Raw genomic sequence first — 12,737 nt, 5'->3', positions numbered from 1 at the left:
ATCTGTACTCAAACCCGGGGAGTTATTACCAGGGGGAGGGCTTGTAGTCCTTCAGGAAGACGCCGTACTGGTCCTCGCCCTTCTCACCCATCACGATGGGATCGTAGACGCGCGCGGCTCCGTCCACCAAGTCCAGCGGTGCATGGAATCCTTCTTCCATGAGACGGACCTTGGTGTAGTGTGGCCGCTCGTCGGTGATCCATCCGGTGTCCACCGCGGTCATCAGGATGCCATCGGAATCCAGCATTTCCTGGGCGCTGGTCCGGGTCATCATGTTCAGCGCAGCCTTGGCCATATTGGTGTGAGGGTGCCCGGGGCCCTTGTAGGCTCGGGAGAACTGCCCCTCCATGGCCGAGACATTGACTATGTATTTCCTGTTGGCTGTAGACCTCTTCATGGCATCGCGAAGGCGGCTTACCAGCAGGAAGGGTGCAGTGACGTTGCACAGCTGGACTTCGAGCATCTCCAAAGGATCCACTTCGTCCACCACCTGCGTCCAGCTGTTGATCGTGGCGAGGTCCGGAACCAGGCCCCCGGCGTCGATTGCCGTTCCCGACTCAATCCGCTCCAGTGATGCCGATCCGGTGGAGAGCGCCAAGGATGTGATCGCATCGCCGGCCAGGACCGGGTGTTCGGTGACGCTGCTGGCGAGTGCGAGCGGGTGCTTGTCATGTGCATGCCCGAACGTCACCAGCTCGGGTCCACCATTGGCGGCTTCGAGGGCCGCAGGCAAAGGCTCGTCTTCGGCGTCGACCAAGGGCTTGTACGCGTTGCCGGAGCGCCGCACGGTTTGGGCTGCGTTGTTGATGATGATGTCCAGCGGGCCGGCCTCGTTGAGCGAGTCCGTCAAAGCCATGACTTGTGCCGGGTCACGAAGATCAATGCCAACGATCCGGAGCCTGTGAAGCCAGTCGCCGCTGTCCTCCATGGCCGCGAATCGACGCGCGGCGTCCTTGGGGAAGCGGGTGGTGATGGTGGTATGGGCACCATCCCTCAGTAGGCGCAACGCAATGTACATGCCGATTTTGGCGCGTCCACCGGTCAATAACGCCCTGCGTCCCGTGAGATCGGTGCGGGCATCGCGCTTGCTGTGGCTGTAGGCCGCGCATTCCGGACATAGTTGGTGGTAAAAAGCGTCTACCTGTGTGTAGTGCTTTTTGCAGATGTAGCAGGGACGCGAGCGGATGAGATGGCCTGCGATCTCTCCCGTGGCAGAGGGGGCCAGCTTGTTGCCGCGGGTTTCGTCGTCAATGCGGTCCGGAGCGGCTGTAGCAGTCAGGGCAATGACGGCCCGGTCCGCCTCGGCGATAGAGTCGCGTTTGGTGACCCGGCGGTGGCGTTTGACGGCTTTGAACATCTTGCCGGTGGCACGGCGGACTGCAACATAGTCCGGGTGCTCTTCGTCATAGACGTGGATCGTGGTCAGAACCTTGAGGCAGGCCTGGATCTCTTCAGGCGTCAGATCGGTGGAGCTCATTGACCTGATTTTACAGCCTTGGGAGCCAGTGGCCTGCCTCGGGTTCTGTCTTCGTCAGTTTGGTACTCGCCTGTTAGTGAGCAGCACCCTGGGCCGCAGCATCCGCCACGCGTGACTGGATGCCTGCTGCTACCTTTTCGGCGGAGTCACGGATGTCGGGGTCGTCATGGGTGGCTGCCTTGACAGCCTCCGGCAATCCACGGCGGTGTTGTGCGGACAAGGCGAGCTCTGCCTCACCGGGCTCGGGAACAACCTGGCCTTTCGCCAGCACGGTGATGCCTGATTCGGTGACCTTGTAGCCCCGCGCCTTATCCAGGGCAGGGTCCAAGCCGATAGCCGCGCCAGCGGGGACCTTGACGTTCTTGTCCAGGATTGCCCGCTTGATGACGGCACCTTCGCCAACGCGGACCTTATCCATCAAGACAGAGTCCTGGACCCGGCTGCCGGCTGCCACGTAGGCGTCGTTGGAGAGCACGGAACCTTCAACGATGCCACCGGAAACCACCACTCCGCTGGCAACAATGGAATCAAGGGCCGTTCCTACTGTGTTGTTCTCGCCGCGGACAAACTTTGCAGGGGGCGAGATGCTTTGTCGCGTGTAGATCGGCCACTCGGAGTTGTAGAGGTTGAAGATCGGCACGGGCGAGATGAGGTCCATGTGTGCGTCGTAGAAGGAGTCGATTGTACCGACGTCGCGCCAGTAGGTCCGGTCGCGGTCGGTGGCTCCGGGGATGTCATTGAGCGTGAAGTCGTAAACGCCGGCTTCGCCTTGGTCCACGAAGTAGGGAATGATGTCCCCGCCCATGTCGTGCTTGGTATCCAGTCTTTCCGCATCCACGTGCAGAGCCTCAACAAGAGCGTCCGCGTTGAAGACGTAGTTCCCCATGGAAGCCAGGAACTGCGTGGGATCCGCTGCCAGCCCGGGGGTGCTGGCCGGCTTTTCCACGAAGGCGGCAATCTTTTGGGGATCGTTCTGGTCAACCTCGATCACGCCGAACTGGTTGGCCATGTTCAGGGGCTGCCGCACTGCAGCAACCGTCGCTTTGGCGCCACTGGCTATGTGCTGCTCCACCATCTGGGAGAAATCCATGCGGTACACGTGGTCAGCGCCGACCACTACCACAATGTCCGGGGCGTCGTCGTGGATGAGGTTCAGCGATTGATAAATTGCGTTGGCACTGCCAAGGAACCAACTCTTGCCCACGCGCTGCTGCGCGGGAACAGACGCCACATACCGGCCCAACTGCGTAGACATACGCCAGGTTTCCGAGATGTGCCGGTCAAGACTATGTGATTTGTACTGCGTCAGCACGACGATTTTCAAATATCCCGAATTGACGAGATTGGATAGTGCAAAGTCAATTAGCCTGTAGCCGCCTGCGAACGGAACCGCGGGCTTGGCCCGATCCGCCGTCAGCGGCATCAGTCGATTGCCTTCTCCGCCTGCCAATACGATTGCCAGAACTTTCTTCAACGCCATGGTCACAGCTCCCCGTACGTCTTCGTATCCCCCAAAAGTCCGATTTTCCGGACTCTTTCACACTAGAACACATACGCCGGAACGACTACGTTGGTTAGCGTGCGAATAGACATTGTGACTAAAGAATTCCCTCCGGAAATTTATGGCGGTGCCGGTGTCCACGTTGCCGAGCTCAGCCGGGTGCTGGCAAAGCACGTCGACCTTCATGTTCGGGCGTTCGGCGCGCCCCGTGATGCGGACTATCATGGGGCTTCCGTGGCGTCGTACGCCACGCCCGAAGACCTCGGCGATGCCAACGCCGCCATCCAAACCCTCGGCGTGGACCTGAGGATAGTTCCGGACATTGCGGGAGCGGACCTTGTCCACTCGCACACCTGGTACGCCAACATGGCCGGCCACCTTGCGTCGCTGCTGCACGGCATTCCGCACGTGCTTAGCGCCCACAGCCTTGAGCCCTTGCGACCGTGGAAGGCTGAGCAGCTTGGCGGCGGCTATGCGTTGTCCTCCTGGGCGGAGAAGACGGCATATGAGGCAGCAGCCGCGATTATCGCCGTCTCCGATGGCATGCGCCAGGACATCCTCCGCAGCTACCCTGACGTGGATCCGGATAAGGTTCGCGTGGTTCACAACGGCATCGATGTTTCCCTGTGGGAACGCGATGAAGAGGATGACGCTATCCGGGCGCTGGGCATCGACCCCTCCAAGCCCAGTGTGGTCTTCGTGGGACGTAACACGCGCCAGAAGGGGGTGCCTTATCTTCTCCGGGCGGCCTCCAGCCTGCCTGATGATGTCCAGTTGGTCTTGTGCCTCGGAGCCGCAGACACTCCCGAGCTCGCTGCCGAAACTGCCCGCCTCATTGAGGAACTGCAGGCAAAGCGCGACGGCGTCATCCTCATCGAGCGGATGCTGCCCCGAAGGGAGCTTATCCAGGTCCTCAGCCACGCCACGGCGTTTGCCTGCCCTTCAATTTACGAGCCCCTTGGCATCGTCAATCTCGAAGCAATGGCATGCGGTGCCGCAGTGGTGGCCAGTGCCACCGGTGGCATCCCTGAGGTGGTTCAGCATGGAGAAACCGGGCTCCTCGTCCAACTGGAACAAGTCACCGACGGAACGGGGACACCTTTGGACCCGGAGAAGTTCGTCAGTGACTTCGCTGCAGCCTTGAACGAAGTAGTGGCCGATCCCTCACGTGCCCGTGAGATGGGAATCGCCGGACGTCGCCGGGCAGAGGAACACTTCTCCTGGGAGTCCATCACCGAAACAACGCTCGAGGTCTACCGGTCAGTCCTGCGCTGATTTCCTGCCTCCAACAGCAGGCCAAACGACGACGGCGCCGCCCCCTTGGCAGGGACGGCGCCGTCGCTGTTTCAACAGTTCCGCAAGTGTTCACCCCACGGCGGCAAAGCTCTGCTAACGGGCTTTGGAGGCCTTGAGCGCCAGGAGCGTTTTCTCGTCCGCCGGCGCGCTGCCGTTGGCCCGCTGTCCTCGGAAGTGCTCACGGGCTTCATCCTGCCGGGTAGCTTCAGCACCGGTTGCAATGGCGGCCCGCAGGTGCTCCGGACCGTAACCAAAAGCGTCCACAAGGTCCACCGCATGCGGGCGGATCTTGACCAGCAGGCGGTTGATGTAGGTACCAACGGTCCGGCCGCGCTGCATCGAAAGCCTTCCATTCATGAGGTACCAGGAGAGGTGCTTCTCAATCAGGGACAGTCCGAACAAGTCGCGCAGCCACGTCAGCACGCGTTTGGTTCCATCATCCGTAACGTGTGTCAGCGCCTCGGTGAAAGCTTCCCATTGGAGAAGTTCCGCGTGAGCCTGAGCCGCTTCAATGAGTTCATGCTGGTGTTGGTTGAACAGGGCTGCGGCCTGGTGCTGGGGAAGTTTGTTGGCGCCCTTCAACGCGGCACCGACCTCGGCGACCATTGACTGGACACGGTCAGCCAAGAGGGTGCGCTGGCCTTCCTCGTCCCTCAAAGCCAGAGCCGCCTTCTGTACCGAGCCTGTATCGGCCACGAACTGGGCAACCTGCCGGAGGCCAGTCCGGTGCAGGGCCACGCCGGCAGCCTGGTCCACCACGTATCGGGCAAGCACGCCGAAATCGGCGCTGCGGAATTCCTTGGCGTAGTCCGCCAAGAGTCGCTTGGCAACCAGTTGCAGCAGGACGGTGTTGTCGCCTTCGAACGTGACATATACGTCGAGGTCTGCGCGCAGCGAAGCAAAGCGGTTTTCGATCAGGAAGCCAGCGCCGCCGCATGCCTCGCGGCACTCCTGCAACGTGTCCAGGGCATGCCAGGTGCTCAGGGGCTTGAGGGCGGCAGCCAGCGTTTCCAGGTCCTGGCGGTCGGCATCGGTGTCGTGGGCACCGGAGAAGACGTCGTCGAACTTTTGCAGGAGTTGCTCGTGGGCGAAGCTGGCCGCGTAGGTGGTTGCCAGCCTGGTGAACAAACGCCGCTGGTGCCGCTGGTAGTCCAACAGGACCTCTTCATCGGTGCTGGACGAGGCATTGAACTGGCGGCGCTCAGTGGCGTACTGGATAGCCGTCTTGAGTGCCACCTTGCTGGCAGCTACTGCCGCACCATCGAGGGAAACGCGTCCCTGGACCAAGGTACCGAGCATCGTGAAGAAGCGGCGTCCCGGGCTCTCAATGGTGGAGGAGTAGGTGCCGTCCACAGCAACGTCGCCGTAACGGTTCAGGAGGTTGGTGCGGGGGATGCGTACGTCCGTGAAGTGCAAACGGCCGTTGTCGATGCCGTTGAGTCCGCCCTTGATGCCGTCATCCTCACCGCCGATGCCCGGAAGGAACTCCTTGGTGGCCGGGTCACGGAGTTCCACATAGAAAGCGTGGACACCGTGGTTGACGTTCTTGGTGATCAGCTGGGCAAACACCACGGCGGCGAGGCCGTCATTGGCTGCATTGCCGATGTAGTCCTTCCATGCTGCCCGGAAGGGAGTATTGATAACGAATTCCTGGCTGGCTTCGTCGTACGTCGCCGTGGTGGCAATGCTGGCAACATCCGAACCGTGGCCCGTCTCAGTCATGGCGAAACAGCCGGGAATTTCGAGGCTCATGATGCCGGGGAGCCACTTATCCTGATGTTCCACTGTGCCAAGGTGCATCACTGCTGAGCCGAACAGGCCCCACTGGACGCCGGCCTTGATCTGGAGGGACGGGTCGGCGGTAACGATCTCTTCGAAGCCGGCGATGTTGCCGCCGTGATCGTCGGAGCCGCCAAGCCGGGTGGGGAAGGCCCGGTGGACGGTGTTGTTGTCCACCAGGAACTTCAGTTGCTCGAACACCCGGGCCCGGTGTTCAGTATGGTGCAGGCCTTCGATCTTCTGCACTGCCGGGTTACCTGCGACCTTGCGGGCCTCGTGGCGGATGTGGGCCCATTTTCCAAGAAGTTGCTCCCCAAGGGCGGCGACGTCAACCACGGGCTCGGCGCCACTGGTGGCGGCGTCTTCGCGGCCTGAGGGTTGTTGGGCGGATGAGGCCCTGTCCACTACTTCAGTCATGTTGCTTCCTTCTTTGGTTCCGACAACTGATGAGTCATTGCTGATGTCAGGTGGTGCTTTTGAGCTCAGGGGCAATGCCGAGGCACAGCCAATCCGTGATGCGGCCGGCCATGGTCGCCTGATCGGGCCTTGTGCTGCCGGCAGGGCTTCCCAGCCACATTTCTCCGGCATTCCTGACGAGCCCTATAGCGGCGGTGGGCCAGTACACGATGACCGCTTCTTTTTCTTCGCCGAGGTACTCCCGCATGGGAGTTGCGATCATGTCCGTGATCTGCTCGAAGAAATTTCCCAGGGCGCCGGAGGCCGCTATGGCGTCCTGGGCAGAAGCTTCCCCGGGAGTGAGCCGGGTGATGAAGGCGTAGACGTTGGGGCTGGATTCGGCCATCTGCAAGTATGCGGAGACCATGGCAAACAGGCCCTCGCGCGGGGTTTGCGCCGATTGGGCGGCCTCCTGCATGCGGCGCTGCATTTGCCCCAGCACCACTTCCCCCATTGATTGCTGAAGACCTGCTTTGTCGCCGAAGTAGCGGTAAAAGACCGACTTCGAGGTTCCTGCGGCTCCGGCGATGTCCTCCATGGAGGCGTCACTTCCAAGCCTGTGGACGGCCTTCCGGGCGGCTTTGATGAGTTCGCGCCGGCGCTCCTCACGATGGGTCTGCCAGCGGGCCGCGCGTCCATCGACCACGGCTTCACCCTCCATGGCGATGACGTCTTCAACAGCAACCTGTGCCGAGCCTGCGGCGCCGGCGGATTCTTCGTGGCGAGTGTTCACGATACCCAGCGTATCAGGTACGCTGGGTATCAGTAACTGGCATTGATCGAAGGAGACAAGCATGGCTACAGCAGACGTGACCACGGACGGACCCCTGGAATCGGCCAACGTCCCTCAATCGACACGCTCGGCGGTCATCGTGGGCGGCAACCGCATCCCGTTCGCTCGGACCGGTGGCGTTTATGTAAAGTCCTCCAACCAGGACATGCTGACCGCAGCGCTGGAGGGGCTCATCGCCAGGTTCGGGCTCCAGGACGAACGCCTTGGAGAAGTCGCGGCGGGTGCCGTACTTAAGCATTCAAGGGACTTCAATCTCACCCGGGAAGCCGTCCTCGGGTCTGCACTGTCTCCTGAAACTCCCGCATACGATCTCCAACAAGCCTGCGCAACAGGCTTGGAGACCGTCCTTGGGTTGTCCAACAAGATCAAGTTGGGGCAGATCGATTCAGGGATTGCCGGTGGGGTGGACTCGGCATCGGATGCCCCGATCGCCGTCAGTGAGGGCCTCCGGGAAATTCTGCTGGACCTCAACCGGGCCAAGACCACTGTTCAAAAGCTGAAGGTCGTCGGCCGGATCCGCCCCAAGGATCTGGCCCCGGATGCCCCCAACACGGGGGAACCCCGCACCGGGCTGTCCATGGGTGAACATCAGGCCCTCACTACTGCGCAGTGGAAAATCTCCCGTGAAGCGCAGGACGAGCTTGCTTTCAACAGCCACCGCAACTTGGCTGCCGCGTACGAGCGGGGCTTCTTTGATGACCTCCTCACCCCTTACCGAGGGCTCAACCGCGATTCCAACCTGCGCGCAGACACCACGCTGGAGAAGCTCTCCACCCTCAAGCCCGTGTTTGGTAAAAACCTCGGTTCGGAGGCGACCATGACCGCGGGCAACTCCACGCCTCTGACCGACGGCGCATCCGCTGTCCTGCTGGCAAGCGAGGAATGGGCGGACGCGCGTGGCCTTCCCAAGCTCGCCACAGTCCTGGACGGTGAAGCTGCCGCCGTGGACTTCGTGCACGGCAAGGACGGCTTGCTCATGGCACCGGTCTTCGCGGTTCCTCGCTTGTTGGCACGTCACGGCCTCACTTTCGAGGACATCGACTTCTTCGAAATTCACGAGGCCTTTGCCGGAACCGTCCTCAGTACCTTGGCTGCCTGGGAAGACGAAGAGTTTGGCAAGACGCGTTTGGGCCTTGACGGTGCGTTGGGAAAGGTGGACCGTGCAAAGCTCAACGTCAATGGATCGTCGTTGGCTGCCGGCCACCCCTTTGCAGCAACAGGTGGCAGGATCGTGGCATCACTTGCGAAAATGCTGCATGAGAAGGGCACCGTTGACGGCCGCCCGGCGCGTGGCTTGATCTCCGTGTGCGCCGCCGGCGGCCAAGGTGTCGTTGCGATTCTGGAAGCAGCCTAGGGGGAGCGCGATGACAGACAAGTACACACAGCTCGTGAGCCAGGGACTGGGGAAGGACGTGGCCAGGAAGCTCGGCCTGCCGCAGCCCGTAGTACTTCGGCGCCACCAACCTGGCGCCCCCCTCATTTCCGGCCCGGTCTTGGTCAGTGGCGACAGCGCGGGGGCAGACGACATTGCCACCACCATGCTCGGTTGGGGTTTGGACGTCCGTCGCAATGCACTCCCCAAGGAGAAACTTGGGGCAATCATTCTGGTGCTTGATGCGGTCCAGCACCCCGAGGACCTGGGAAAATCTGTCCTTGCCGCAGGCGCGTCACTTCGGGACCTCTCACCTAACGGCCGGGTCATTACGATTTCCCGGACACCCCAGTCAGCACGGACCCCTGCCTCCGCTGCCGCGCGGCAGGGCATCGATGGGTTGTTGCGGTCCCTTGCCAAGGAGCTACGGGCGGGTGCCACGGCCAACGGCATTCTCCTGGATGACCAGCTGGCGACCACCAGTCCATCCGCGCTGGGCGCCCTGCGGTTCTTCCTCTCTGGCCGCTCCGCTTATGTGGACGGACAGTTCCTGACCGTCCGCTCAGCCTCAGGCAGCCTGCCAAATGACGCCGATAAACCCCTCGCGGGGAAAGTGGCAGTGGTTACCGGCGCCGCGCGGGGTATAGGTGCTGCCATAGCTCGAACGCTGCACCGCGACGGGGCCAAAATCGTGGCAGTAGACATCCCGGCGGCCGGGGATCATCTGGCAGCTGTAGCCAATGAAGTCCACGGGACTGCCCTGCAGCTCGATATCAGCCGGGACGACGCCGGACACCGCATCATCGAACACGCAGTGGAACGCCATGGACGGCTCGACATCGTGGTTCACAACGCGGGTATTACCCGCGACAGGCTTCTTGCCAACATGGATGAGGGCCGGTGGCAGTCAGTTATCGCCGTCAACATCGCAGCTCAACTGAGAATCAACGAAGCACTTTTGGCGTCGGAGCATTTCAAGGAGTCGCCTCGCATTGTGTCAGTCGCGTCAACAAGTGGCATCGCCGGAAACAGGGGCCAGACCAATTACGGCGCATCCAAGGGTGGCGTTATAGGCATGGTGAGGTCAACGGCGGCGCTGGTTGAACCTTTCGGTGGGACCATCAACGCAGTAGCTCCGGGATTCATTGAAACCGAGATGACGGCCAAGATGCCCTTCGCGATCCGTGAGGCGGCCCGCAGGCTCAACTCGCTCAAGCAGGGCGGCCAGCCCCAGGATGTGGCCGAAGCCATCGCGTTCCTTTCCAGTGATGCTGCCGGCGGGATCTCCGGTGAGGTACTGCGCGTGTGCGGGCAACAACTGGTGGGAGCATGAATCATCCCCAGCCCGTTGTCCTTGGCGAGCTGCCTTCGCTCTCCAAGTTGTATGTCAATGCCGCAGCCGCAGCCGCCCGTCGAAGGGTCTTGGGAGCATCAACCGGAAAGAAGCGTCTTCCTGCCGTCAGCCACGAAGTCAGGGGAGTGCGGGCCGACGTCGAAAATCTGACTGCCTACCAACATTTGGTAGGCGAAACTGCCAGCGATACGCTCCCTGCGGGTTACGTTCATGCCCTGGCGTTTCCCGTTTCCATGAGCGTCATGAATCGCGAAGACTTTCCGCTGCCGCTTCTTGGCATGATCCATCTGAAGAACCGCATTGAACAGCTGGCCCCCCTGCAGTTCACCCAGGACCTGAACATCCGTTCCTGGTCGGAGAACCTTGCCGGACATAGAGCCGGAACACAGGTGGACGTCGTGGCTGAGGTCCGCTCCGGAGCCAGTGATGATTTGATGTGGCGCGGCGTCTCGACGTACCTTGCCAAAGGTGTCTTCCTGCCTGGTATCGACAAGCCGGGCAGTGCGAACGGAGCCTCTGCGGCAGGGGACTTTGTCCCACCAAATCCCACTGCGCTCTGGCAGCTGAATCTGGACACCGGCCGCAGCTACGCCGCCGTTTCCGGCGATTTCAATCCAATTCACCTGAGTGTCCTGTCAGCCAAGGCCCTGGGGCTTCGGGGATCCATTGCCCACGGCATGTACTTGGCCTCGCGGGCACTGGCTGACGTGGGATCGGTGAAGTCGGACTCGTTCACTTGGGATGTCACCTTCGAAGCCCCGGTGTTCCTACCTGCGCGTGTTGCCTTGGATATCACCACGGTCCAGGCGCATGCGGGCACGTGGGAACGCTCTGAATACGTAGCCTGGAATCCACGCAGCGGCCGGCGGCACTTTGCCGGGACGGTTGCCCACTTGGCCTGACAGTCACGTCAAGCCTTCAACGGTGGCGGTCGCCCCTGAGGCGACCGCCACCGTCGTGGTTCTTACGGCGCTTGCGTCAGGCTGCGGGGCAAACAAAACAAGGCCCGAAATCCGTGGATTCCAGGCCTTGCGATTGTGCGCGGAGGGGGACTTGAACCCCCACCCCCTTTCGAGGACTAGCACCTCAAGCTAGCGCGTCTGCCATTCCGCCACCCGCGCAGGTGGTGTTCAGATGGGCTGTTTTGCACCTTGCGGTGTTTCACTTTCCTCCGAAGCAGCGAGAAAAACTCTAACACGGTTTCAGGTCGCTGAAAAATCGACCCGTATGAGGGCGCCTTGGCGGCCCTTGGCGCGTGTGGAATCCACACATTCCGGACGTCTGCCACCACTGGTGGGTAGGCTGATGGAACACGGGACGGAAACGCTGGAAAACCGCAGCGCGTCACCGGAACCTGCAGCCCAGCCACGCAAGGAGAGTTTCCATGTCTGTCATCCGCCCCGAAGACGAAGTTGTCCGGATCTGCCAGGAGCTGATCCGCATCGACTCCTCCAACTTTGGAGATGACTCGGGGCCAGGGGAGCGTGCGGCAGCGGAATACACGGCCGGACTGATCACCGAAGTCGGCCTGGAAGCCGAGATCTTCGAGTCGGCCCCCGGCCGCGCCAACGTAGTAACCCGCATGGCCGGAGAAGACCCCTCGGCGGACGCCCTGGTGGTACACGGACACCTCGATGTTGTACCTGCCCTCAAGGACCAGTGGAGCGTGGACCCGTTCAGCGGCGAACTGAAGGACGGTTTGGTCTGGGGTCGCGGCGCCGTGGACATGAAGGACATGGACGCCATGATCCTTTCAGTCATGCGCAACTTTGCCCGAACCGGACGCAAGCCCAAGCGCGACATCATTTTCGCTTTCTTCGCGGATGAGGAAGCCGGTGGCACCTACGGGGCCAGGTACGCGGTGGAGCACCGGCGCGAGCTCTTTGACGGCGCCACGGAAGCCATCTCCGAAGTTGGTGGATTCTCAGCCACGATCGGCGGACAACGGACCTACCTGCTGCAGACTGCCGAGAAGGGCTTGTCATGGTTGCGGCTGGTAGCTCATGGCCGGGCAGGCCACGGTTCCCAGATCAATACCGACAATGCCGTCACGCGGCTTGCCGCCGCTGTGACAAGGATCGGCGAACACAAGTGGCCTGTGGAATTGACGCCAACCACCCGACAGTTCCTTGACGGCGTCACCGAGCTCACCGGCGTCGAGTTCGACGCCGATAACCCTGACATCCTCCTGAAGGAACTTGGTACCGTAGCCAGGTTCGTCGGTGCCACACTTCAGAACACCTCCAATCCCACGTATCTGCGCTCCGGCTACAAGCACAACGTCATCCCCGAATCGGCCGAGGCGTTCGTGGACTGCCGAACACTGCCGGGACAGCAGGAGCTGGTGTTTGAGACCATCAAGGAACTCGCCGGAGATGGCATCGAGATCAGCTACGTCAACAAGGATGTTTCCTTGGAGGTGCCGTTCGCAGGGAACTTGGTGGACTCCATGATCGATGCCCTGCACTCCGAAGACCCGGGCGCCAAGGTCCTCCCGTACACGCTGTCCGGAGGCACGGACAATAAGTCGTTGAGCAAGATCGGTATCACCGGCTACGGTTTCGCTCCTCTGATGCTTCCCGATGAACTGGACTTCACGGGAATGTTCCATGGCGTTGACGAGCGCGTGCCGGCCGAGTCCCTCCAGTTTGGCGCCCGGGTCCTTAACACCCTGCTCAGTAACTACTAAAGGCTCAGCAACTAAAGGCT

9 protein-coding genes and 1 tRNA gene are annotated in these 12,737 nt (G+C 61.5%); 5 read left to right on the top strand and 5 right to left on the bottom strand.

All coding sequences use genetic code 11. The annotated features are described in order from the left end of the window. Positions 1-25: 25 nt before the first annotated feature. The gene (locus ACLRGI_RS16985; protein WP_419202736.1) at positions 26-1,477 is read right to left on the bottom strand and encodes an SDR family NAD(P)-dependent oxidoreductase; all 1,452 of its coding nucleotides are present in this window, start codon (positions 1,475-1,477) and stop codon (positions 26-28) included. A 73-nt stretch (positions 1,478-1,550) separates the two neighbouring features. After that, positions 1,551-2,963, bottom strand: a complete 1,413-nt coding sequence (glgC, locus tag ACLRGI_RS16980) for a glucose-1-phosphate adenylyltransferase (protein ID WP_419202735.1) — start codon at positions 2,961-2,963, stop codon at positions 1,551-1,553. Positions 2,964-3,056: 93 nt separating this feature from the next. Between glgC and glgA the strand changes: the two genes are divergently transcribed. After that, the gene (glgA, locus tag ACLRGI_RS16975; protein WP_419202734.1) at positions 3,057-4,253 is read left to right on the top strand and encodes a glycogen synthase; all 1,197 of its coding nucleotides are present in this window, start codon (positions 3,057-3,059) and stop codon (positions 4,251-4,253) included. A 114-nt stretch (positions 4,254-4,367) separates the two neighbouring features. Here the strand turns inward: glgA and ACLRGI_RS16970 are convergent, their stop codons facing one another. Continuing rightward, a complete protein-coding gene (locus ACLRGI_RS16970) occupies positions 4,368-6,470 on the bottom strand; it encodes an acyl-CoA dehydrogenase family protein (protein ID WP_419202733.1) in 2,103 nt (700 codons plus the stop codon). Positions 6,471-6,516: 46 nt separating this feature from the next. Next, the gene (locus ACLRGI_RS16965; protein ID WP_419202751.1) at positions 6,517-7,170 is read right to left on the bottom strand and encodes a TetR family transcriptional regulator; all 654 of its coding nucleotides are present in this window, start codon (positions 7,168-7,170) and stop codon (positions 6,517-6,519) included. A gap of 133 nt (positions 7,171-7,303) precedes the next feature. Here ACLRGI_RS16965 and ACLRGI_RS16960 point away from each other — a divergent pair, with 133 nt between their 5' ends. From ACLRGI_RS16960 to ACLRGI_RS16950, 3 genes are read left to right on the top strand one after another with little or no spacing between them, the layout of a single operon-like run. Next, positions 7,304-8,656, top strand: coding sequence for an acetyl-CoA C-acetyltransferase (locus tag ACLRGI_RS16960; protein WP_419202732.1), 1,353 nt, complete (start codon positions 7,304-7,306; stop codon positions 8,654-8,656). A 10-nt stretch (positions 8,657-8,666) separates the two neighbouring features. Next, on the top strand, positions 8,667-10,007 hold the full coding sequence (locus ACLRGI_RS16955) for a 3-oxoacyl-ACP reductase (protein WP_419202731.1): 1,341 nt from the start codon (positions 8,667-8,669) through the stop codon (positions 10,005-10,007). Then, on the top strand, positions 10,004-10,930 hold the full coding sequence (locus ACLRGI_RS16950; protein ID WP_419202730.1) for a MaoC/PaaZ C-terminal domain-containing protein: 927 nt from the start codon (positions 10,004-10,006) through the stop codon (positions 10,928-10,930). The genes ACLRGI_RS16955 and ACLRGI_RS16950 overlap by 4 nt, the downstream gene beginning before the upstream one ends. Before the next feature lie 136 nt (positions 10,931-11,066). Here the strand turns inward: ACLRGI_RS16950 and ACLRGI_RS16945 are convergent. Continuing rightward, positions 11,067-11,149 (bottom strand) — tRNA-Leu (locus ACLRGI_RS16945). Positions 11,150-11,412: 263 nt separating this feature from the next. Here ACLRGI_RS16945 and ACLRGI_RS16940 point away from each other — a divergent pair. Beyond that, positions 11,413-12,717, top strand: a complete 1,305-nt coding sequence (locus ACLRGI_RS16940) for a M20/M25/M40 family metallo-hydrolase (RefSeq protein WP_419202729.1) — start codon at positions 11,413-11,415, stop codon at positions 12,715-12,717. The last annotated feature ends 20 nt before the right edge of the window (positions 12,718-12,737 follow it).

Origin of the sequence: Paenarthrobacter sp. PPS72 (genome assembly GCF_048537125.1) — a bacterium.
Classification (GTDB): domain Bacteria; phylum Actinomycetota; class Actinomycetes; order Actinomycetales; family Micrococcaceae; genus Arthrobacter; species Arthrobacter nitroguajacolicus_E.
Note: the sequence above shows the minus strand (reverse complement) of the source record. Positions and strands in the feature narration are given on the sequence as shown.

Bases quoted from the DNA above. Each gene is read 5' to 3' on its own strand.
- ACLRGI_RS16985 (WP_419202736.1), bottom strand. From the start codon at position 1,477: ATGAGCTCCACCGATCTGACGCCTGAAGAGATCCAGGCCTGCCTCAAG.
- ACLRGI_RS16965 (WP_419202751.1), bottom strand. From the start codon at position 7,170: ATGGAGGGTGAAGCCGTGGTCGATGGACGCGCGGCCCGCTGGCAGACC.
- ACLRGI_RS16970 (WP_419202733.1), bottom strand. From the start codon at position 6,470: ATGACTGAAGTAGTGGACAGGGCCTCATCCGCCCAACAACCCTCAGGC.
- ACLRGI_RS16940 (WP_419202729.1), top strand. From the start codon at position 11,413: ATGTCTGTCATCCGCCCCGAAGACGAAGTTGTCCGGATCTGCCAGGAG.
- ACLRGI_RS16955 (WP_419202731.1), top strand. From the start codon at position 8,667: ATGACAGACAAGTACACACAGCTCGTGAGCCAGGGACTGGGGAAGGAC.
- ACLRGI_RS16950 (WP_419202730.1), top strand. From the start codon at position 10,004: ATGAATCATCCCCAGCCCGTTGTCCTTGGCGAGCTGCCTTCGCTCTCC.
- ACLRGI_RS16960 (WP_419202732.1), top strand. From the start codon at position 7,304: ATGGCTACAGCAGACGTGACCACGGACGGACCCCTGGAATCGGCCAAC.